We start from the raw sequence: 22,057 nt of genomic DNA, 5'->3' as shown, positions 1-22,057 counted from the left end.
TGTAACAAAGTCCTTCCGTCAAATGAAAAGTCGCCGAACGGTAGTGTGGTGGGTCGTCGCAGAGTAGGTCCGGGTTGTTCTGCAGAAGGTCTATCGTCATCCAACCGCCGGGCAATCGTGCAGCCAAGCAAGAGTTGTGGGAGGAATCAGTCCGAAGTTTGATGTGGAGTTTTTAACGCGCCTGAGTCAATTAAGCGCGGACCCTGCCGATAGCAAAGACGATATGAACGGTCGCAAAGCCCCGTTCCAGACACATCCCTTTGCTGGTGCGCATGCCGCACCCAAGAGCGCCGCATGATCGATCTTGCCACCTGGAATCTCTCAATCCCTGTGGGCTCGCCGGCCACTATCGTCAGTACTCCCAAGCTTGTCGCCGGTTACCAGGATGAGTATTTCAAGTCGGGAAATACTTTGTTCTTCTGGGCGCCAGTGACAGGTTCCAAAACAGACAATGCCGTTTACCCCCGTACTGAGCTGCGCGAAACCTATGCCAGTGGAGCGGTGTACAACTGGACCTATGCCCAGGCGGACAATGTGCTGCGGGCGGCGCTGGAGGTGGTTCAGGTGCCGTCGACCGGCAAGATCGTGATCGGCCAGATTCACTGCTACGGCAGCACCGAGCCGCTTATCAAGCTTGAGTATCAGTACAAAGAGAAGTTGGGCAACGGCAACATCGTCGCCAAGTTTCGCCTCACGCCGACGTCCGAACCCGAGGTCATTCAGATCGCCACCGGGGTGCTGCTCAACGCGCGGTTCACGTACACCCTTCACCTGACGCCGAGCGGCAACCTGACCGTGAACGCTGCCGACATGCAATGGACCGCCAAGCTGGACAGCACCTGGAATGGCAAATTGTTGTATTTCAAAGCAGGGGTCTATACCCAGGACAACACCGGGTACGTGACAGAGGGCGGGGCTGCGACGTTTTACAAACTGGAGATCGCCCATACCAAGACGTAAAGATGCATCTCCCTGTAGGAGCGAATTTATTCGCGAGGCGGCTTAGCTGACGCGCCTCAAAATCTCCTCGCCAACAAGTTGGCTCCTACAGAACGGCGTGCATCACGACGGTGGGGTGAAGGGCGAACGATATTGCGCCTTTTCGCGAACAAGCTCACTCCCACTGGTGACACATTAATTGTGGGAGGGAGCTTGCTCGCGAAACGGTAGGATATCCCACGCAATTTTTGTCACCTGGACCATTCTTCGCGGGCAAGCGCGCTCCTACAGTCTGGTCTCCTAGACTTTTGGAAACACCAACGCAAAACAAATCCGGCCGGGCTTGGGCTGTTTCACGCTGACCGTCCCGCCATGCAATTGCATGATCGCTGCGACAATCGCCAGACCCAGCCCGTTGGAATCCGAGCTTTGATGGCGGGACGCGTCGCCTCGGTAGAAGCGGTCGAACAACTTGCCAAGCGCCGCGTCGGTCAGCACCGGGCCCTGGTTTTCCACTTCGATCCGGCACGCACCATCTGTTGCAACCACTCGCATGACAATCTCGCTGCCTTCGTCGGCATAGCGAATTGCGTTAGCCACCAGATTGCTCAGGGCCCGGCGCAACAACAGCGGGTCGGCGTTCAGTGTCGCGTCGCCCTGTGTCTGCAGCGTCAGTTGTCGCTCTTCGGCCAGGCCTTCGAAGTACTCGGCGATGCGCTGCAATTCATCGTTCATGCTCAGGGGCTGACGTTCCGGCACCGCTTGGGCTTCATCGGCGCGGGCAAGAAACAGGATGCTCTCGACCATGCGCGAGATACGTTCCAGTTCCTCCAGATTGGAAGCCAGCAGCGCCTGATATTCATCTTCGCTGCGGGTCTGACGCAGGGCGACCTGGCAATGGCCCATTAATGAGCCCACCGGGGTGCGAATTTCGTGGGCCAGGTCGGCGGAAAACTGCATCAGCCGCTGATACCCGTTCGCCAGACGATCAAGCATGGCGTTGTAGGCATCGCTCAATTGCTGCAATTCCACCGGCGTGTCATCGCTGTTCATCCGGCTGTCCAGACGAGCAGGGGTGATATCTGCCGCATGCGCCGCCATCCGCCGCAACGGCCGCAAACCGCGACGCAGCAGCATGTAACCCAGCAGCGCCGTGATCAGAAACGCCAGTGCCACGGCCAGGTAAATGCGCTGGCGAAACTCACCCAGCATGGCCTGTTCCTTGACCATGATGTGCGCAGCCGTGAGGTGTACGTCGCGACCGTCAGAGATGGTCTGCACGCTGGCTGCGCGTAACGGAATGCCCGACGGCGCCATGCCGCTGCGCAGATCATTGACGCTCAACGGCACGCCTTGCTCCACCAGCGGCAGGTCCGGCAACTGCGCGTGCAGCGGGTTGACCGTAATCAGCGGCGGCTTGCCCGGCTCGGCGATGATGAAAATGTCGTCTTCGCTGTCGAGCATGTTTTCGAAAATCTGCGGGCTGCTCTGAAGCTTGTCCAGGGTCACGTCGTAGTGCAGCAGCTTGCGAAAGTGATCCAGGCGCGCCAGCACCGCGTGATCGCTGCGTTGCAGGACCGAGGCTTTCATCGACTCATACAGATACAGCCCGGCGCCCGCCACGGTGAGCATCGCCACCAGCGAGAAGGCCAGGGTCGAACGCAGGGTCAGGGAAGGTTGGCGTCGGGTCCGCATGGCCGCACCTCGCACACATAACCGATGCCGCGCACGGTGTGGATCAATTTGACGGGGTAGGGCAGGTCGACTTTGCTGCGCAGGCGTTTGACCGCGACGTCGACCACGTTGGTGTCACTGTCGAAATTCATGTCCCAGACTTCCGAGGCGATCTGCGCTCGGGACAACACATCGCCTTCACGGCGCAAAAACAGGTGCAACAAGGCGAATTCCTTGTTGGTCAGGACGATGACCTGCTGCTGGCGCGTGACGCGACGGCGCAGCAGGTCCAGCTCCAGGTCGGCAATGTGAAAATGGTCGGCTTCACGCACCACGCCCCGGCGCAGAATGGTGCGAATGCGCAGCAGCAATTCCGTGAACGAAAACGGCTTGACCAGGTAATCATCGGCACCCAGTTCCAGGCCGCGAATACGGTCTTGCAACTGATCGCGAGCGGTGAGAAACAGCACCGGAACGTCTTGCCTTGCACGCAGTACTTCGATTATCTGGAAGCCGTCGATACCAGGCAGCATCACGTCCAGCACGATCAGGTCGTAGCGGGTTTCCAGCGCCATGTGCAGACCGTCGGCGCCGTGCTGGGTCCAGTCGACTTTATAGCCGGATTCGCCGAGGCCCTTTTTCAGGTACTCGCCGGTTTTGGTGTCGTCTTCGATCAGCAGAATGTGCATCGTCGGGGGTGCTCGGTTCACGCCGTGATGGGCGTGATCGGTGGGCGGCAGGAGTGCTGCAGGCCGCGTCGGGGTGGAGTTTACCCAACCATTGCGGCTGCGTCGGTTACATTTTTGTCATTGATCGGGCGGCGTGCGGCGAATGACAAAAATGTAATCCGCCGGTCATTGTGGCGTACCGGTTGCAGGTGGAGGATGGCTGCACATTAACCCGCAAGGAATCGTCACAATGAAGATGAAGACTGCACTGTCCACCACTTTTGGCATGCTCATGCTCAGCGCTGCTGTCATGGCCTCAGCAGCCGACATGCCTGTGGTCAAGCCACTGCGTGGCACGGTCGACAGCGTTGATAACAACACCCTGAGCTTCACTACCCGTTCCGGCGCACACCAGACCATCGGCCTCACCGACAAGACCGGCATCCGCCTGGTGTCGAAGACCGACATCGACTCGATCAAATCCGACAGCTTCATCGGCTCGGCGGCGATTCCTCAGGCTGACGGCTCGCTGAAAGCACTGGAAGTTACCGTGTTCGAGCCAAGCCTTAAGGGCAGCGGCGAAGGTCACTACGGTTGGGAAAACGCGGATGGCAGCACCGGCACCATGACCAATGGCACCGTGGGCAAACTGGCCAATACCAATGGCCGTACGCTGACCGTGGGCTATAAAGGTGGCGAGAAACAACTGGTCGTGCCGACCGACGTGCCAATCGCTTACGTACAAGCGGGCAAGCCTGACCAACTGGTCAAGGGCGCCAAGGTTGTGGTGTTCCCGGCCGATGACGGCAAGACCGCACGCGGCGTAGCTGTCGGCAAAGACGGCTTCCAGCCGCCGATGTAATCTGTCGCGAAATCTCTTGTAGGAGCGCGCTTGCCCGCGATTGAACTATGTCAGCCAACGCAGCGTTGAATGACACACCGCCTTCGCGGGCAAGCGCGCTCCTACAGGGTTCCCGCCGTTCTGTGGGATATGAGTAAAAAAATGAAAACAAAACGCATCCATCCCTGGCCCGTCCGCCTCACCCATTGGCTCAACGCCTTTGGCATGACCTGCATGTTCATGAGCGGCTGGGCGATCTACAACGCCTCTCCCTTGTTTGCCTTTAGATTTCCGCCCTCATTTACCGTCGGCGGTTGGCTGGGCGGTGCACTGGCCTGGCACTTTGCGGTGATGTGGCTGTTGTTTTTCAACGGCTTGATTTACGTGCTGTACGGCCTGTTCAGTCGGCATTTCAAACGCGATCTGTTGCCCATCACGGCCAAGGCAGTGAAGCAGGATTTGGGCGATGCGCTGCGTTTCAAACTGGTGCATCAGAAGGGCGTCTACAACGCGGTGCAACGGCTGATGTATTGGCTGGTGCTGGCGGCCGGCGTGTTGATCGTAATCTCGGGGCTGGCGATCTGGAAACCCATTCAACTGCAAGAACTGGTAGCGCTGCTGGGCGGTTACGACATCGCGCGCTACGTGCATTTCGCTGCGATGGCGGCGATTGGTGCCTTCACTGTGGTGCATCTGCTGCTGGTGTTGCTGGTCCCCAAAACCCTGATGCCGATGATCACTGGCGGCGTGCGGCCGATTGAAAGCGGGAAACTCAACCATGATTGAGCCAAAAAAACGCGCCATCCAGCGCATCAAGCTGGAGCCTGCGCAACAGATTCAGCTGGAAAGCATTCAGCGGCGCAACTTCCTGCGCGGCGGTTTGACCGTGGGCGCGATGGCGATGCTGACCGGCTGCAACCTGCAGGACGGCGATCAGGTGGACAAGGTGCTCTGGGCGATGTCGCGCTGGAATGACCGGGTTCAGGCGTGGCTGTTCAGTGGGCAAAAGCTGGCGCCGACCTTCACCAAGGCGCAGATGACCAACCCGTTTCCGTTCAACGCGTTTTACGCCGAAGACGATGTGCCGGAAGTGGACTTGTCGGATTACGCGCTGGAAGTCTCCGGGCTGGTCCGCGACAAGGCGCCATGGACTCTGGAAGGGCTGCGCAAATTGCCTCAGCGCACCGACATCACGCGGTTGATCTGCGTGGAGGGCTGGAGTGCGATTGGTCAGTGGGGCGGGGTGCCGTTGCGCACTTTCCTGGAGCACATCGGCGCCGACACCACCGCCAAGTTCGTCGGGTTCAAGTGTGCGGACCGCTACTATTCCAGCCTCGACATGCCCACCGCGCTGCATCCGCAAACCCTGCTGGCGCTGGATTACGGCGAAGTGGCCTTACCGCCGGAATATGGGTATCCGTTGCGGGTTCGGGTGCCGACCAAACTGGGCTTCAAGAATCCCAAGCACATCGTCGAGATATTCGTCAGCAACGACTATCCTGGCGGGTATTGGGAGGATCAGGGGTATAACTGGTTTAGCGGGATTTGAGTATGCATTGCTTGCGCCGACGCTGCTGATATCGGCTTCGCCGGTGCGGGTGACGCGGTCCCTTGTAGGAGCTGACGAGCACCGCGAGGCTGCGATGCGGTGTGACTGGTGTACTGCGATTGTGTGTATATCCGTTGTTTTTGGTGCTGTGTATATCGGTTGCGCTGTTGCGGGTGACGCGGTTCCCTGTAGGAGCAATCGGAGGTTACGACGGTCGCGATGCGGTGTGTCAGGTGTACCGCGATTGGGTGTATATCCGTTGTTTTTGGTGCGGCTGATATTGGTTGCGCCCTTACGGCGCGTCACTTTCGAAAAGCGCGAAAGTAACCAAAGCGCTTTCGCTCCCGTGTCCGGCCCCTCCTTCGTCGGGTTCCCTCGCTCCGGCATTGCTCCGGGGACACGCCGCCATCGGCCATCCATGGCCGGGGGCGGCTAGCGCGGCATCCATGCCGCGCTGTCCCCTACGCAACGCCTGCGCTCGGCCTTCCAAAGTCGCACTTTGTGGCGTATCCAAAAGCTCGGCACGACACAAAACCTGTAGGAGCGAATTCATTCGCGAGAGGCCGGTGGGGTTGTGACAAAGCTCAGCACAACGCCCCAAAGCAGAAAAGCAAATGCTCCTGATCTTCATCCACGCCAGTCCAGACACCGCAAAACGCGACTTGGGTGCAGGCCGAACGCAGGCGGCGCGCAGTGGGCAGCGCGGCATGGATGCCGCGCTAGCCGCCCCCGGCCATGGATGGCCGATGGCGGCGTGCCCACGGAGCGTCGCCGGAGTGAGGGAACCCGACGAAGTCGGGCCAAACCGGGAGCAAGAGCGCTTTGGTTACTTTCGCGCTTTTCGAAAGTGACCCGCCGTAAGGGCGGAACCAATATCCGCCCCACCACAAATAACGGATATACACACAATCGCAGTACACCCGACACACCGCATCGCGACCGTCGTTACCTCCGATTGCTCCTACAGGGAACCGCATGACCCGCCATAAGGGCGGAACCGATATCAGCAACACCCTAAATAACGGATATACACGCAATTCAGGTACACCCGACCCACCGCATCGCAGCCTCCCGCTGGTCGTCAGCTCCTACTGGGGACTGCGTGAACCGTAGTAAAAGCGGAACCAATCCCGTCACACCCGACCCACCGGATCGCGAATAAATTCGCTCCTACAGGTCATCCTGCGCAGCTAGCACCCACAAAAAAGCCCGCCTGCCGATCACTCGGCAGGCGGGCTTTTCGTTGCAGCAACGCTTAGTTCAAACCAAGCTTGCCACGCATCTGCGACAGGTCTTCAGCCAGGGTGTTGACTGGGCCGACCAGCGCTTTGCGGTCGTTTTCTTTTACCTTGTCGTAAGTCTCGTAGCCGCCATCCTTGGTTTTGTACTTCGCCAGAATCTTGTCCACAGTGGCGAAGTTCTTGTCGACCTTGGCCACGAAGGCTTTGTCCGATTTCTCCAGTTGCGGCTTGAACAGATCAACGATCTTTTTGGAGCCGTCGACGTTGCCCTGGAAGTCATACAGATCGGTGTGGCTGTAACGGTCTTCTTCACCGGACAGCTTGGTGGCCGCAACTTCTTCCATCAGCGCAGCAGCACCACCGACGACTTTCTCTGGCGGGAAGGTCATGTCAGCGATACGGGCTTGCAGGTCTTTCACGTCGGCCAGCAACTTGTCGGCGAAAACACCCTGATCCTTGGTGGTGTTCTGGGAGAACAGCGCATATTCCAGGCGGTGGAAACCGGTGAAATCGTCGGCTTTGACGCCGTTTTCGTGGTCGTCTTCGCGCGAATCGATCGAGGCGTCGAGGTCGCTGAACAGCTCAGCGATCGGCTCGATGGCCTCATAGGACATACGCGTGGTAGGGAACAGTTTTTTAGCCGTTGCTACGTCGCCCTTCTTCACGGCATCGGTGAACTTCTGCGTGTCGGCAGCCAGTTTATCGACGTTCTCGGTGACGTAGATTTTGTAGTCGGAAACCGGAGTTACCAGGTCCAGCGGTGCGGTGGCGGCGAACGCTGACATCGAGGTCTGCAACACACCAACGCTGAACATCAATGCAATAGACGACTTTTTCATAAAAAACGCTTCCTGTGAGGTAAGTGGTATCAGGCAGTTGTTGTTTTAGGAGCAGACGCGGCCAGCAAGGAACGACCGATGAAATCCTGATCATTCACAACGCCCGGCAAGGTAAAGAAGTAACCGCCACCGATCGGCTTGAGGTATTCCTCCAGCGGCTCTCCATTGAGGCGGGTCTGCACGGTGATGAAGCCTTTTTCGAGATCCGACTGATAACAGATGAACAGCAAGCCCATGTCCAACTGACCGTTCTTGTTCACGCCGTTGGAGTAGTTGAACGGGCGGCGCAGGATCAGGTTGCGCTGGGTTTCGGCCGTGCGCGGGTTGGCCAGACGGATGTGCGCGTCCATCTTGGTGACCTTGCCTTCAGGGTCTTTGTGGTAGTCCGGGACGTCGGTCTCGGCCTTGCCGTCCATCGGCGCGCCGGTGGTTTTGACCCGACCGAAGATCGCTTCCTGCTCTTGCAGCGGGGTACGGTCCCAGCGCTCGACGAAGTTACGAATGATCCGCACGGCCTGGTAGCTGCCGTTGGCTGCCCACTCAGGTTCGTCGCTGCCCGGTTGCACCCAGACCAGCGTGTTCATGGCCTTCTGATCGTTGGAATCGGGGTTGGCCGAACCGTCGCGGAAGCCCAGGAAATTACGCGCGCTCTCGGCAGGCTGGCCCGGTTTGAGTGGCGCCTGGGCCGGCACCGTGCCTTCCTGTTTCCAGCGCACCAGCAGCAGGTCCGGCAGGTTTTTCACGATGTCGCGCAGGGCGTGAATGTTGCTGTCCGGGGCGTTGGAGCAGAACTGAATGCTCAAGTCGCCGTGGCAGCAATCGGCTTCCAGCGCATCATTGGGAAAGCCGACCATGCGTTGCAGGCGCTTGGGCTTGACCGCTTCCAGGCCAAAACGCTCGTCGAACAGCGACTCGCCCACCGAGACCGTGATGGTGAGGTTATCCGGCGTCACCACTGGGCCGAGAATGCCGGAATCCAGCGGTGGCAGTTTCGGGTCCACCTGAGGCACGGCGCCGCCGGTCATCAGGAAAGCGATGCGTTCGTTGAGGGTACGAAACAGCCGCTCCAGGTCTTCGCGATCCTGAGCCAGGACGTCGAACGAGACCATCATGCCGGCGACCGGACGCGGATTGACGATGCCGGTCTGGTGTACGCCGTGGAAGCTGTTGTGGTCCTGTGTCTTGTCGCTTTTCGGGGCTTCGGTGACCTGGGCGGGGGAGGCCGCTGCCAGGACATTGCCGCTCAGGCTGCTGCCGGCAATGGCCGCACCCGCAGCGCCAAGGCCCATGAGGACTCGGCGGCGTTGAGCGGAAATCGGGGCGTTGGATGCGTCTGAATCTTTCATTTGGATTAAGTCTTCGCTCTGGTTTCAGGGCTTTGGCGGATGCAATGACACACCCGCCAAGGCGCGCTTAAAGGCCTGAAAGGCCGAGGGCCGGATCGATTCCATCGAGTGCGTCGGCCAGTGCCTTGGCCTTGTCTGCAATTTGCTTTCTTGTGTCGGCGTTGACCTGGTCATACGGCGTGTAGCCGTTGTCGGTCTTGAGCATCAGCAACTGGTCGTCGAGCGCGGTGGCAGCCGTATCGATTTTCTTCAGCAGCTCGCCGGACGTCTTCGCCAGCAAGGGGCGCAACAAATCGATCACTTTGCGGGTGCCTGCCAGGTTTGCCGCGAAACCGCTGACATCGACGTGGCTGTAGCGTTCTTCTTCGCCAGAGCTGCGTACATCGGCCAGGCTGCGCAGGTTGCGCACGACCATGCTCGCCAATTGCTCTGGCGCAATGCTGTTGGCCAGCAGCGCTTGCTTGAGGCTGGTGATGTCGGTTTGCAGACGCTCGACCACTGGCGCCAGGCCTTCGACCGAGTGCTGCTGGAACAGGCCGAACTCAATGCGGTGGAAGCCGCTGAAGCCTGGGTCTTGCTCGCGTTTTTCGTAGTAATCGGCGCGGGCGTTGACCGCGTTGTCCAGCTCCGACAGACGCTGAGCTGCAGGCGCGATCCGCTGGTAAGCAGCGCGGGCCGGGGCATAAGCCTGTTGCGCGGCGCTCAAGTCGCCACTGGCGATGGCTTGCTGCAAGTCGCCCACCGCACGCAGCAGGGCACTGCTCTGGGTGCTGAGGTACACGCGGTATTCAGACAGCGGACCAATGAACGCGACCATCGACGGACGGGCCTTGGCGGCGGCGTCGGATTCGGCAGTCGGGGTTACGTGCAGGGTGCCGCGCGGGTTGCTCAGCAGCCCGCAGGTGATTTCATAGTCGCCCGGTTGCAGGTTGGCGTTGATGATCTGATTCAGGCCGGGAACGATGTTTTCACGCTCTTCGACAACCAGCACGCCGTCGAGAATCTCCCATTCCACCGCACGCTCGGAGGCATTGACGATGCGAAAGGCATTCTTGCCGGCGGGCACGGTGATCGCATTCGGCTCGCAATTTTTTGCGTGAATCGTCACCACGGTTTCGTTGCCGCTGTTGGCGATGCGTTTTTTCTGCGCGGCCTGGGAGGCGTAGTAGAACAGGCCACCGGCGGCGATCATCAGGATCACGGAGCCGGCGACTGCCAATTGCAGGGCGCGCGAAGGTTTGGCTTTCTGAGGTGGAAGGCCAGTAGGACTGGTGGTCATGGTTGCCCTTACTTGTTCGGAACTGAAGAAGATCGGCCGTGTTCATGTGCCGGACGGGTGGGCAGACTCACCACCCGTGCCTGAGGCTTGAAGAACAGAACCAATGCGAAGATCAGATAGGCCAGATAGGCCGTCAGCACGCTGACAGTTGGCGCATCCTGATAGCCGAACATCCCAGCCAGCACCGAGCCGGTCGGGCCGTCCATCGGCAGTGTCGCGCTGATGTCGAAGACTACGTCCTGGAAGTGATTCCAGACGCCGGCCTCATGCAGCGAGCGCACCGAATTGGAAAGAATGCCCGCCGCGACGACCAGGATGAACAGGCCGGTGTAGCGGAAGAACAGGCTCAGATTCAGGCGCATGCTGCCTTTATAGATAGCCACGCCGACGCACACCGCGATGATCAGGCCGAACAGGGCGCCCAACGGACCCGACGCGCCTTCGCTCTGTTGGAAGATCGCGAGCAGGAAGAAAACCGTTTCAAGGCTTTCCCGAGCCACGGCGAAGAACACCATGCCGATCAACGCGTAGGTCTGGTTTTTCGATCCGCCGAGGGCGGCGTCCAGGGATTGATGCAGATCATGTTTGACCGAACGCGCGACTTTGCGCATCCAGACCACCATGGAACTGAGGATCACCACGGCCAGCAGACCGACCAGACCTTCGAACAGTTCTTGCTGCTTTTGCGGGAATTCGGCGCTGACCATTTCCAGGCCGCCACCGACGAACAAGGCCAGGGCCACGGCGAGGAAAACACCGATCCAGACAGCGGGCATCCATTCGCCACGGCCGGTCTGTTTCAGGTAGCTGGCAATGATGCCAACGATGAGCGCGGCTTCAATCCCTTCGCGCAGCATGATCAAAAAAGGAACGAGCATGATTCACCGGGTAAAGGCTGTTAGGGTGTGTAGCGTGAACGCGTGACGTAGTCATTCGCATTCAGCCAGTGCGTAACATAATGATACTCATTATTGAATGCGCATACTTGTTTTTTTGCAGAATCCAGAATTTGTGCACGTGTTCAGGTGGCGTTCAGCCACTGCGGAGCCTGCCCCATTCTAGGAGCGCGCTTGCCCGCGATTGCAGTAGGTCAATTGACGAGTGGTTATCTGACACACTGCCATCGCGGGCAAGCGCGCTCCTACAGTTGTGCATCAACCTCCATTACCTGTAGGAGCGAACTTGTTCGCGAGGGGGGGGGCGCTGACACACCGCAGCGTCGGGCTCGCCAACAAGTTGTCTCCTACAGACGCGCAGGCAGCTTCTGTTGAGAGCAGCGCTATCGAACTTATTTTGAGAATTGATGTGAGGTAAACCCCTCCGGCTTACGTGTAGTGAGAATCAGACTCGTTTCATCACGATGTTTCTTACTCATCGACAGCTCAGGTTTACCCCGTCATGACAGTTCTATCCGGTGTCCGCAGACCTACCTTTCTTGCTCATCCCCCTTCATTGCTCGGTGTGTGTTCGGCGACGGCATTGCTGTGTTCGCTGGGGCTTGCGTCGATTGCCCAGGCGCAAGAGCTGCAACTGGACGCGGTCAACATCGATGCCGCGTCGCAGTCCGCAGAAGCCAGCGATGTAGAACAAAGCAAAACCAGCTATCAGGCCCGCCGCGCCTCTGTCGCGACGCGCACCAACACACCGCTGGTGGAAACGCCTGCCACGGTCAACGTGGTGACCAACCGCGTCATTGAGGACCGACAGCCGAGCAGCCTTGACGAGGCGATCAACGCGGTCAGCGGCGTGAAGCAGGGCAATACGCTGGGCGGCACTCAGGACGCGATTCAGAAACGCGGTTTCGGCACCAACCGCGACAATTCGATCATGCGCGACGGCATGCAATCGGTGCAGGCGCGCAACTTCACCCCGACCACCGAGCGCATCGAAGTGCTCAAAGGCCCGGCGTCTATGCTCTACGGCGTGCAGGACCCGGGCGGGGTGATCAACGTCGTGACCAAAAAGCCACAACTGACCGAAGCCCGCTCGATTTCAGCGTTCGGTAGCAGCTTCGGTGGCGGCGGCGAACAGATCGACCTGACCGGCCCGCTGGGCAGCAGCGGACTTGCTTATCGCTTCATCGCCGACAAGCAGAACTACGATTACTGGCGCAGTTTCGGCAGCATCGATCAAACGGTAATCGCGCCGTCGCTGGCCTGGTATGGCGATGACACGACGGTGTCGGTGGCTTACGAGCACATGGAATATTCGGTGCCATTCGACCGTGGCACCCAGATCAATCCCAAGACCGGCAAGGTGCTGGACATCCCGCGCAACCGGCGTCTGGACGAACCGTTCAACGTCACCACCGGCCGCTCGGACTCCGTGGATCTGCGCATGGAACACCGCCTCAATGACATCTGGACCCTGCGCACCGGTTACGGCTACAGCCGCAATTACTACAACGACTACCAGTCGCGTTACATCTCGGCCAACTACACCACCGGCGCCGTGACGCGACGGGGCGATGCCACCCGCGATGCGGTGCAGGTCGCGCACACCGCAACGGTCAACGCGCTGGGCGATCTGTACTGGGGCGATATCCGCCACGAGTTGCTGATCGGCGCCGATTACATGAAAAACGAGCGTGATCTGGGCGACCTGTATCGCAGCGCCAACAAGGCAGACTTCAATTACAACACCCCGGTATACGGCGTGACCCCGCAACCGAGCACGGTCAGCGCCGCGAACAGCGACCAGAGCGACCACCTGCGCACCCACGCTTTCTTCGTTCAGGACTCGATCCATCTGAGCGATAAGTGGATTTTCCAGGCTGGCCTGCGTTACGACGCCTTCGACGAAATAACCGGCAAGGGCCGCCCGTTCGTGGTTGGTGCCGACGTCAAGGACAGCAAGGTGGTGCCACGCCTCGGGCTGGTCTACATGATCCAGCCAGAGTGGTCGGTGTACGGCAGCTACACCGAGTCATTCCGTCCCAATACCTCGATTGCCTCACCCATTGGCGATCTGCCACCGGAGGAGGGCAAGGCCTACGAGATCGGCAGCAAATTCCAGAACAACTACCTGACCGCTACCGTCGCCCTGTTCAACATCAACAAAAAGAACGTGCAGACCAGCGAGCAATGCGGCACCGAGACCTGTACCCGGGTGTCGGGCGAGGTGCAGTCCCGCGGGCTGGAAGCGGACATCACCGGGCAGATCAATGAGAACTGGAGCATCACCGGCAGCTACGCTTACACCGACACCGAAGTGCTGGAAGACCCGATTCTCAAGGGCCAGCCGCTCGATGGCGTGTCAAAACACACCGCAGCGGTTTACCTGACCCGTGATTTTGGCCATGTCGGTATTGGTAATCTGCGGGCTGGCGCCGGTGCCCGTTACGCCAGTCGCTGGGGCGTGAACGATGGCGCGGGTGTCGAGTATTACCTGCCGTCGTCAAAAGTCGCCGATGCATTTGTCGCCTACAAAATGAAGCTCGACGAGCGCGACCTGACCTTGCAGTTGAATCTGAAAAACATGTTCGACGAGCGCTATTACACCTCGGCCAGCGGTTTGGGCTCACCGGCCATCACGATCGGCGAGCCTCGGCAGTTGATTGCCCGGGCGAAGCTGGAGTTTTGACGCAAATGTGAATCCTGTGGGAGCGGACCCGTCCGCGAAGGGGCCTGTGAATCCGATGGAGATCCGCTGGCTTAACGATTGCCTTCGCGGACAGGTCCGCTCCCACGGATCATGGGCATCGCCGCCCCCACTCCATGCACCGATCTGTACAGATCGCCGCAAGATCTAAGGGCGGTCACTGACTGTCGCAATCCTGTAGGAGCGAATTTATTCGCGAGAATTGATGGCTGTCACACTGCTGTTTGTTCTCACCAACAAGCGCGCCCCTACAGAGCGTTTGCTCTAAACCATCCGTTTGACAGTATTGTCCTTGCGCACAAAGTGATGCCAGATCGCTGCAATGACATGCAGGCCAATGACGTAATAGAAGATCGTGCCCAACAGCACGTGATAGTGCTCAAGGCTCTCGGCCGTGTCCTTGGAAACATCGAAGGGCGAGGGGATGGCCAACTGAGTCAGAGGAATGGGCAAAGCGCCGCGTTCCAGCAGTACCGTGAAAAGACCCATCAGCGGTTGGGCGAACAGAAACGCATACAGCGCGTAATGTGAAACGCTCGCGGCCAGACGCAATGCGCCTTCCAGCGGCGGGGTAATCCCCGGCGGGGTGTGCCGGTGACGCTCGGCGACACGGAAGAACGCCATGATCAGAACCACAATGCCCACCCAGAAATGGCTCTGAACTACCAGTGTGCGCAGGTCCGTACCTTTGGCAAACTGGCTTCGACTCAGGATCAGGATGTAGGCCAGTACGATCAAACCGGCCATGACCCAATGTAGCCAGCGGGCCTTGTAGCTGTAGCGTTGTGCGGTGGAAGGTGTCGTCACGGTTATATCCTCTCTTTTTTTAACTGAACGCTTCAGATTGAGGTCAGGGATCAGTGGCCGGAAGATTAACCTAATTTGCGCACGTTATTGAACGGATAACTCACAGCCCGGACGTTCAATGAATTAAAACTGGAATACGTTTGGTCATTGAAAAGACAGGCAAGTAAATAATCAGGCTGATATCAAAAAAGATTAAAAAATTGCCGTGTTATATAGCGTTAGCTTCGAATGAGCTCATCCGTTTGAGGGGCGAAGTAAGTCATCATTGTTCAATGTATTCAAAGAATGGATCACTCCGCTCTTAGAATCATTCGTGATAAAAAAACCAGTCAATCGGATTTGACAGGTATCCGCTCTGCATCCATCTTTACCTTCGGCACCAAAGCTATGCAGCTACCTGTATACCCGTATCGCAGTTCCATTGGCGTGTTTACTGCCTGCGCCGAACATTTTTTCATAAGGACCATGAAAGATGGATCTCCCGGACTTCGCTCGCCTGTTGAAATCCCAAAACCCAGACTCGGAAGTATGGTGGGATGCTTCGCCAACACTGTATGCAGATTTCAGAAACTTGGTATTAGGTCGTTACCCGCAGATCAGTTCACATATAGAAAAATTGCTTCCCAAGTTTTGGCTTGATACTGAAGGAGGACTAACTGGCGCCACCACCAATCCAAAACTGGTGGCACGGGCGTTATTGGAAGATGCCGATATAACCCATGACTGGGTGGCCGCTCTCGAGCCCGATCCGCTATCGCAGAACAGGGCTCGGCAGCTTTACGACCGACTGATCGTCGAAGGGGCGCGTGAGCTTCATCCACTGTGGAGATTGTCAGGCGGCCGACTTGGCTGGTTGTCGGCGCAGGTGGATACCACGCAGTTGCACAGCACCGAGCTTTTGCTCGCGCGAGGATACGAACTGTCGCGGCTGGCCCCCAATGTGATGGTCAAAGTGCCCGGCAGCCTCAATGGTTATAAAGCCATTGAACAACTGGTCGCCAAGGGTTGCTCGATCAACAACACCTTGTGCTTCACTGCGTCGCAATTGAACGCTGGCCTTGAGGCTATTCATCGCGGCCGGCTAAAGGCGCGGCAAAATCAGGTCGATGTCAGCGGTGCGCAGTACGTGATCAGCTTCATGATCGGCAGGTTCGGCGACGAGCCGCAATTGGATCAGCAAGCGCGCCAGTGCGGCATCACCCTGACTCAGACCGACAAACGCTGGGCTGAACTGGCGATTTACTACTCTCTTGAGGTGTTGCTGCAACGGTGGCAAATCCCGGCACGACTGCTGCTTTGCAGCCTGCGCGTCGACACCGATGAGCACGGCGAAGCATTCGCCTGGCATTTGGAACGCACGGGTGCCGACACCACCATTTACACCATGACGCCGCAAATCATCGAATTCCTGTTGCAGCGTCAAGCCAGCGGTAAACCGGTGTTGCCAGCATCCAGACGGTGGCACATTCCTGATGATGTGATGAACAAACTGCTGCGCATCCCTTATTTCACCGACGCGTTTTTCGAAAACGGTCTGGACGCCGCAGCCTTCGAGCATCACCCGGCATTCATCACCGCGCGTAATGAAGCCTGCGTCGCCCACGGGCAACTAGAGGCAGTTGTCGAAGGCTTTGCCAGGCAAGGGCTAAATGCCACGCCAATGCCGGACGTGTGGCGTCACACCTCTTTGACCGGAGCCCGTACATGAACCGCATGATCGCGTTGTGGGCGCATCCACGTTCGCGCTCCACGGCGCTGGAACGGGTCTTCATCGAGCGTCAGGATTTCGAGGTGTTCCATGAGCCCTTGGCCCACGTGGCGTTCGATAAGCACTCGGCGATCCCGTCTGATGACCTGGATTGCGGCCTGCCGACTACCTATGAAGAGGTCAAGGCGCTGTTGCGCAGTGCACGCCAGCGTCGTCACGTCTTTCATAAAGACATGTGCTACCACTGCCTGAATGAACTGAAGATCGATGACGAGTTTCTGCTGGAGCAGCAGAACGTGTTCATCATCCGCGAACCGGGTCGCGCCATTCTTTCGCACTACGCGATCTTCTCGCAGATGCCCGTGCAGTCCATCGGTCACCAGGCGCTGTACGAGATTTTCTGCCGCGTCACCCGCCTGACCGGCAAAACGCCCTACGTGATCAATGCCGATGAGTTGGCGCGCAGGCCCGAATACACCGTACGCAAGCTGTGCGATCACTTGCAGCTGGAGTTCTTGCCCCAGTCCATGAACTGGCCAGCGTCCTGTCCGCGGCAATGGCTGCCATGGCGCAGCTGGCATCAGGACGCAGCCCTCAGCACCGGAATATCCGAGGCTCACACCTCAGAGTTCGACGCCGCGCAATTGCAGGTTCATCCACGCCTGGTTGAGTACTACGAGGTTCACCGGCCGTTTTACGAACGTATGAATCAATTCGCTCAGCAGGGGCAAGCATGAAAAAAGTCGTGATTACCGGCGCGGCCAACGGCATCGGTAAAGCCACGGTGCTGGCGTGTGTCGAAGCGGGGTATTACGTGATCGCCGCCGACAAAGACAAAGAAGGCCTGGTGGCGCTGCAGCAAGGATTGCGCGGTGAAGCGCTGGAGGTGCATGTCGCTGACTTCTCCCGGCGAGAAGTTTTCAAATCCTTCATTCCCGATTTATCCAGCAAGTACGGGCATGAGTCTTTATACGCTCTGGTCAACAATGCAGGCCTCTACCACGGCAAAAGCGTCTACGACTATTCCGATGACGAGATAGACGAAATCTGGGCGCTCAACCTTCAATCCCTTGTCTATCTGTCCAAGGACTTCGCCAGAGGGCCTGCTCATACCGATGCCTCGCGCTGCATCATCAATATCACCTCGGTCGCCGGGGAAGTCGGCAGCTTCGATGCCCTGTACGGCGCCACCAAGGCCGGAGTGATAGGCCTGACCAAGGCCAATGCCTGGAATTTTGCGCCGCAGGTCCGGGTGAACGCTGTGTCCCCCGCGCTGATCCTCGATACCTCTATTTACGACCGCATTCCCGAACATCGACGCAAGGAGTACCAGCGTCAGGAAATCCTCAAAGACCCTATTTACCCAGCGGGGGTGGCCGACGTGATCATGTTTTTGTTATCCGATCAAAGCCGGCACCTGACCGGAAAAATCATTCCGGTCGATAACGGCGCCTACCCGCGATAAGCCCACTACTTTGTTGTTGAGGGAGAATGATCATGCATCGCAAAAAGCTGCTCATCGTTGGAGGCGGCAACCTCTGTCTGCAAATTCTGCAAATCCTCGCGCCACGCAACGGGTTTCACTTTCATGTAGCCAGTCGCGATCTGGAGGGCGCGACGCGGCTATGTAATCTGGTGCGCCTGGGCGCCCTGCAATTGGATGCCGACGTTTCGATCCAGCCCTGCCATATGGACCTGAACGAAGCGAACATCGAACAGAACGCTGCAACGCTGGCGTCGATCAGACCGGACATCATCGTCAACTGCGCCTCGTTGCAGTCTTGGCGGATCATCACACAACTGCCCAAACCCAGTTTCGAGGCACTGGATAAAGCGCAATTGGGGCCGTGGCTGCCCATGCATCTGGCACCGGCCTATGCGCTGATGCGAGCGGTACGGCAATCGGGAGTACGGGCATTGACAGTCAATGTGGCGTACCCCGACGCAGTGAATGCAGCGCTGGACAAAGTCGGGCTGGCACCGGACGTCGGCGCGGGCAACATCGCCAATCTGGTGCCTGCCACCCGCAGCGCAATTGCGCTTTTAGCCGGATGCGAGCCGGATAAAGTGCGGGTCAAACTGGTCGGGCAGCATTATTTCAGCCATTACGTGCCACGGGCAGGCTTGCCGGATGAGGCCAATTTCCACCTGTGTTATTGGGTCAATGGGGTGGAATGGACCGGCGAATTCAGTGCCCGCAATATTTTTGACCGGGTCGCGACCTGCTTTCGACGTCTGGGCGGTGTCGACGGTCAGTTCCTCACGGCGGCCTCGGCGGTCAACGTCATCGACAACCTGTTCGGGCTGCAAGAGATCGAAACCCATGCCCCCGGTCCCCACGGACTGCCGGGCGGCTACCCGGTACGCATTGGTATGGGCCAGGTGCTGCTGTCGTTGCCCTATGGCATCGGAAGAGCGGAGGCAATCAGCGCCAATCAGTTGGGCCAGCGACAAGATGGTATCGACATGATCAGGGCCGACGGCAGCGTTTCATTCGGGCTTGAGCAGATGACCGTCATGGAATCGCTGCTTGGATTCTTCATGCCTCATATGAAAGTCGCCGATGCGGCTTCCTGGGCAGAGGAGTTGGGCAGCAAATATAAAGCCTTCGCTGATAGCGTCGGCAAACAGGGAGCTACGAGTTATGCGACAGCGCCGCCTAAACACTCCGTCCGATTTGTCCCACAGCGTTGATCAAGACTACGCCCGGCAGTACTCAGAGGATTTTGTCAGCCGCTGGGATGAGCTGATCGACTGGGATAAGCGCGCCATCGGGGAGGGCAGCTTTTTCACTGACGTGCTGCTCAGTCTCGGCGCCTGCTCGGTTCTCGACGTCTCCACCGGCAGTGGCTTTCACGCCGTGCAGCTGAAAAAGGCAGGATTTCGTGTCCGGGCCAGCGATGGCAGCCAGACCATGGTTGATCGGGCGACCGTCAATTTCGCTCGCCATGGCGTGAATATTCCAATTGCCTGCTGTGACTGGATGAGTCTGGACCCTGCTCAGCTGGGCACATTCGATGCCGTGCTGTGTCTGGGCAGCTCGCTGTGTCACGTGTTTGACGAGGCCGAGCGGGTGGCCGTGTTGCAGCGCTTCCATGAGCTGCTACGGCCCGGAGGCGTGCTGATCGTGGATCAGCGCAATTTTCAGGCGATTCTGGCGGGGCATTTCAAGTCGTCCGGGCGCTATTACTACTGTGGGCAGACTGCGCAGGTGACTCTGGGTGAGGTCAGCGATCAGTTGTGTGAGTTCGTTTACACCTTCAGCGACGAGGCCACTTATCGCTTGCGCGTGGCACCCGTTCGCCCGCTAAAGCTGTGCAGCGAGATCTTGCAGGCCGGTTTTAGCGGCGTGCAATCGTTTGGCGATTTCAAGCCGCTGTATGACCCGCTGCGCTGCGATTTCATCATTCACGTCGCACTTCGAAAAGTTTCATAGCCTCACCACCAAGGAAGGTCACCATGAACATTCAATCCGGCTTCAATACCCGTGAGCATATTTATCCCTACACGTTCACCCGGCACAAAACCCAAGACAGTGCCTGGCCGCCTCAGGTGCTGTGGTTCACCGGGCTTTCGGCGGCGGGAAAATCGACCATCGCCAACGGCCTGAATTCGGTGTTGATCGCACGAGGCCTTAAAACCGCGATTCTGGATGGCGATTCGTTACGTACCGGCCTGTGTCGGGATCTGGGCTTCAGCGAGCAGGACCGCGATGAAAATGTTCGACGCGTCGCCGAGGTGGCCGCATTGATGACTGACGCCGGATTGACAGTGCTGGTGGCTCTGATTTCGCCCACCCGTGAGGCGCGGCATTACGCACGCTCGATCATTGGCAATGACCGGTTCGTCGAGGTGTTTGTCGAAGTTCCTTTGGCCGTCGCCGAAGCCCGCGACCCCAAAGGTCTGTATCGCCGCGCCAGAAGCGGTGAGCTTGCAGGCTTCACTGGAATAGACTCGCCGTATGAACCCCCGGTGTGTCCGGAATTGCACTTGCGCAGCGATCAGATCAGTGTCGCGGGGGCCGTCGGGCTGATTGATGCCTGGCTGCGTCGCGTTCGAGCCGGTTGACGCCTGATGACGCCGCGCCTGGGGGCCGCTCGGTCAGGGTGAAAGCCCTGACAATTGGGAGTTTTCTGCCATGCTTGTTGGTCGTGTCGATATCAGAGGTGTGACATGTCAGTCAGTCAGTCCAAGATAAATGCCATCCGCCTGGTGGGCGGTCTCTCTGTCCTGGATTTTCTGAACACCTGCGACGGCCGTCGTCCCGGCACGGCGTTGGAAGCTGTGGTCGACAAATTGTCGTGCCTGGAAGACATCATTCACTGGTACCTACACGCCGGACTGATTTCGACGGATGAGCATCGACACTTTCTGGAACTCATGCAGCATTGCTCGTGGCAGCAAGTGACGGCATTCAAGGAGCTAATCAGTTTTCGCGAGGCGCTGTATCAGTTGCTGTTGCCGGTCGCGCTAGGCAACGCCGTCGATGAGCGCGCGCTTGATGCGCTTAACGATCAGTTGGTGCTGACCGCTGGCCAACGGGTGTTGGTGTCATCGCCGTTTGGCACCCTTTGGTGCTGGCGCGCTTGTGAGTCCCCGCAGGCAGTGACCGCCAGCCTGATCGGGCGCGTAGCGGTGCAGGCCGCTGCGCTGTTGACTGGACCTGATCGCGGCAGGCTCAAGGCCTGCGCCACACCGAACTGCGACTGGCTATTTATAGACCTCTCAAAAAACGGTCGCCGCCGCTGGTGCCAGATGAACATCTGCGGCAGCCGGGAAAAGGCCCGGCGTTGGGGTGGTTAGTCTGAGGCGCTGTTGCCAGGTGCTCTGTGCAAACGGTCACCCCGATAGATGGCTGACAAATAGGCTGAACGCCTGATGCCTCCCTGATTCCAACGTACAGGGCGCCTGCTCTGGTGCCCATACGAGGTGAGTCATGAAAAATAATCTGACCGAACAACTTATTTCGCAAAATCCTCTGTCACAGAACCCGGGACCAGACTACGGCGATGATATGGCAACGCCGGGCTTTCCCGAAGAAGGCGTGCCTGGCATCGGCCCTGACGAAGTCCCACCCGGCGGCCTGGACCCTGCCGACCCGGAAACCCTCCCCGAAGACCCCGACGTCAAAGACAACGTCGTACCTCAGGTTTGAGGTCCGCTTCGCGCCCCATGGTCGGCAAGCCGGACTCCTACGCCCTCCGGGCAGAAGCTGTAAATCACCTATCTGATGGGGTCAGAAGGACCTCGTTGGAGCGAGGCTTGCCCGCGAAGCTTTTGATTCTGCCCGAAGGGCGTAGGAGCGTTGCTTGCTCTGGGCCGCATCCGGACGATCTGGCGCGAAGCGGCAGCAAAACCAGCGCGTGCGGTGTGTCAGAGGTTACCCAAACATCAGGTTTCGGGGCCGCTTCGCATCCCATCGTCGGCAAGCCGGACTCCTACGCCCTCCGGGCAGAAGCTGTACTTCAGCGACCTCGCGGTTCAGAAAGCGCCCGTTGGATCACGGTTCGCCCGCGACGCGGTTGATTCTGCCCGAAGGGCGTAGGAGCGTCGCTTGCCCGCGATC

The 22,057-nt window shown here is 58.6% G+C and carries 20 protein-coding genes; 13 read left to right on the top strand and 7 right to left on the bottom strand.

The annotated features are described in order from the left end of the window. The first annotated feature begins 294 nt into the window (after positions 1–294). On the top strand, positions 295–960 hold the full coding sequence (locus tag ACWKV9_RS10700; protein WP_483836085.1) for a polysaccharide lyase family 7 protein: 666 nt from the start codon (positions 295–297) through the stop codon (positions 958–960). A 279-nt stretch (positions 961–1,239) separates the two neighbouring features. On the opposite strand, the gene ACWKV9_RS10695 is transcribed toward ACWKV9_RS10700, so the two are convergent. Both ACWKV9_RS10695 and ACWKV9_RS10690 read right to left on the bottom strand, forming a co-directional pair. After that, complete coding sequence (locus ACWKV9_RS10695) at positions 1,240–2,634, bottom strand: heavy metal sensor histidine kinase (RefSeq protein WP_483836084.1); 1,395 nt, start codon at positions 2,632–2,634, stop codon at positions 1,240–1,242. Then, positions 2,607–3,302: a heavy metal response regulator transcription factor gene (locus tag ACWKV9_RS10690; protein ID WP_483836083.1), complete on the bottom strand. Its 696-nt coding sequence runs from the start codon at positions 3,300–3,302 to the stop codon at positions 2,607–2,609. The genes ACWKV9_RS10695 and ACWKV9_RS10690 overlap by 28 nt, the downstream gene beginning before the upstream one ends. A gap of 235 nt (positions 3,303–3,537) precedes the next feature. On the opposite strand from ACWKV9_RS10690, the gene ACWKV9_RS10685 reads away from it, so the two are divergent. From ACWKV9_RS10685 to ACWKV9_RS10675, 3 genes are all read left to right on the top strand, one after another. Further along, a complete protein-coding gene (locus tag ACWKV9_RS10685) occupies positions 3,538–4,143 on the top strand; it encodes a hypothetical protein (protein ID WP_483836206.1) in 606 nt (201 codons plus the stop codon). A gap of 141 nt (positions 4,144–4,284) precedes the next feature. Next, positions 4,285–4,908 carry a cytochrome b/b6 domain-containing protein gene (locus tag ACWKV9_RS10680; RefSeq protein WP_483836082.1) on the top strand — a complete coding sequence of 208 codons (624 nt, stop codon included), beginning with the start codon at positions 4,285–4,287 and terminating at the stop codon, positions 4,906–4,908. Further along, on the top strand, positions 4,901–5,671 hold the full coding sequence (locus ACWKV9_RS10675) for a molybdopterin-dependent oxidoreductase (RefSeq protein ID WP_483836081.1): 771 nt from the start codon (positions 4,901–4,903) through the stop codon (positions 5,669–5,671). The genes ACWKV9_RS10680 and ACWKV9_RS10675 overlap by 8 nt, the downstream gene beginning before the upstream one ends. Before the next feature lie 1,255 nt (positions 5,672–6,926). Here ACWKV9_RS10675 and efeO (ACWKV9_RS10670) read toward each other — a convergent pair. From efeO (ACWKV9_RS10670) to efeU, 4 genes are all read right to left on the bottom strand, one after another. Then, positions 6,927–7,751, bottom strand: coding sequence for an iron uptake system protein EfeO (gene efeO / locus ACWKV9_RS10670; RefSeq protein ID WP_483836080.1), 825 nt, complete (start codon positions 7,749–7,751; stop codon positions 6,927–6,929). A 29-nt stretch (positions 7,752–7,780) separates the two neighbouring features. Beyond that, entirely contained in the window at positions 7,781–9,097 is a 1,317-nt protein-coding gene (gene efeB / locus ACWKV9_RS10665; RefSeq protein WP_483836079.1) for an iron uptake transporter deferrochelatase/peroxidase subunit, read from the bottom strand. A gap of 67 nt (positions 9,098–9,164) precedes the next feature. After that, positions 9,165–10,376 (bottom strand): iron uptake system protein EfeO, encoded by a 1,212-nt coding sequence (gene efeO, locus ACWKV9_RS10660; protein ID WP_483836078.1) that lies wholly within the window; start codon positions 10,374–10,376, stop codon positions 9,165–9,167. An 8-nt stretch (positions 10,377–10,384) separates the two neighbouring features. Further along, complete coding sequence (gene efeU / locus ACWKV9_RS10655; protein ID WP_483836077.1) at positions 10,385–11,254, bottom strand: iron uptake transporter permease EfeU; 870 nt, start codon at positions 11,252–11,254, stop codon at positions 10,385–10,387. 574 nt (positions 11,255–11,828) lie between these two features. Between efeU and ACWKV9_RS10650 the strand changes: the two genes are divergently transcribed. Further along, entirely contained in the window at positions 11,829–13,958 is a 2,130-nt protein-coding gene (locus tag ACWKV9_RS10650) for a TonB-dependent siderophore receptor (protein ID WP_483836205.1), read from the top strand. A gap of 282 nt (positions 13,959–14,240) precedes the next feature. Here the strand turns inward: ACWKV9_RS10650 and ACWKV9_RS10645 are convergent, their stop codons facing one another. Then, complete coding sequence (locus ACWKV9_RS10645) at positions 14,241–14,783, bottom strand: cytochrome b (protein WP_483836076.1); 543 nt, start codon at positions 14,781–14,783, stop codon at positions 14,241–14,243. A 472-nt stretch (positions 14,784–15,255) separates the two neighbouring features. On the opposite strand from ACWKV9_RS10645, the gene ACWKV9_RS10640 reads away from it, so the two are divergent. The 8 genes from ACWKV9_RS10640 (at position 15,256) to ACWKV9_RS10605 (ending at position 21,646) form a co-directional block, all read left to right on the top strand. After that, positions 15,256–16,491 (top strand): transaldolase family protein, encoded by a 1,236-nt coding sequence (locus ACWKV9_RS10640; RefSeq protein ID WP_483836075.1) that lies wholly within the window; start codon positions 15,256–15,258, stop codon positions 16,489–16,491. Then, complete coding sequence (locus ACWKV9_RS10635; RefSeq protein WP_483836074.1) at positions 16,488–17,228, top strand: sulfotransferase-like domain-containing protein; 741 nt, start codon at positions 16,488–16,490, stop codon at positions 17,226–17,228. The genes ACWKV9_RS10640 and ACWKV9_RS10635 overlap by 4 nt, the downstream gene beginning before the upstream one ends. Next, entirely contained in the window at positions 17,225–17,956 is a 732-nt protein-coding gene (locus tag ACWKV9_RS10630) for an SDR family NAD(P)-dependent oxidoreductase (protein WP_483836073.1), read from the top strand. The genes ACWKV9_RS10635 and ACWKV9_RS10630 overlap by 4 nt, the downstream gene beginning before the upstream one ends. Positions 17,957–17,988: 32 nt before the next feature. After that, positions 17,989–19,185 carry a hypothetical protein gene (locus tag ACWKV9_RS10625; RefSeq protein ID WP_483836072.1) on the top strand — a complete coding sequence of 399 codons (1,197 nt, stop codon included), beginning with the start codon at positions 17,989–17,991 and terminating at the stop codon, positions 19,183–19,185. Beyond that, complete coding sequence (locus tag ACWKV9_RS10620) at positions 19,136–19,927, top strand: class I SAM-dependent methyltransferase (RefSeq protein WP_483836071.1); 792 nt, start codon at positions 19,136–19,138, stop codon at positions 19,925–19,927. Before ACWKV9_RS10625 ends, ACWKV9_RS10620 begins: the two co-directional genes overlap by 50 nt. 23 nt (positions 19,928–19,950) lie before the next feature. Further along, complete coding sequence (cysC, locus tag ACWKV9_RS10615) at positions 19,951–20,559, top strand: adenylyl-sulfate kinase (RefSeq protein WP_483836070.1); 609 nt, start codon at positions 19,951–19,953, stop codon at positions 20,557–20,559. A gap of 105 nt (positions 20,560–20,664) precedes the next feature. Further along, a complete protein-coding gene (locus ACWKV9_RS10610) occupies positions 20,665–21,294 on the top strand; it encodes a CGNR zinc finger domain-containing protein (RefSeq protein WP_483836069.1) in 630 nt (209 codons plus the stop codon). Positions 21,295–21,427: 133 nt separating this feature from the next. Then, positions 21,428–21,646 carry a hypothetical protein gene (locus tag ACWKV9_RS10605; protein ID WP_483836068.1) on the top strand — a complete coding sequence of 73 codons (219 nt, stop codon included), beginning with the start codon at positions 21,428–21,430 and terminating at the stop codon, positions 21,644–21,646. The last annotated feature ends 411 nt before the right edge of the window (positions 21,647–22,057 follow it).

Source organism: Pseudomonas corni (assembly GCF_057128765.1).
The sequence above is the reverse complement of the archived record's forward strand: the minus strand, read 5'-3'. Positions and strand labels throughout refer to the sequence as shown.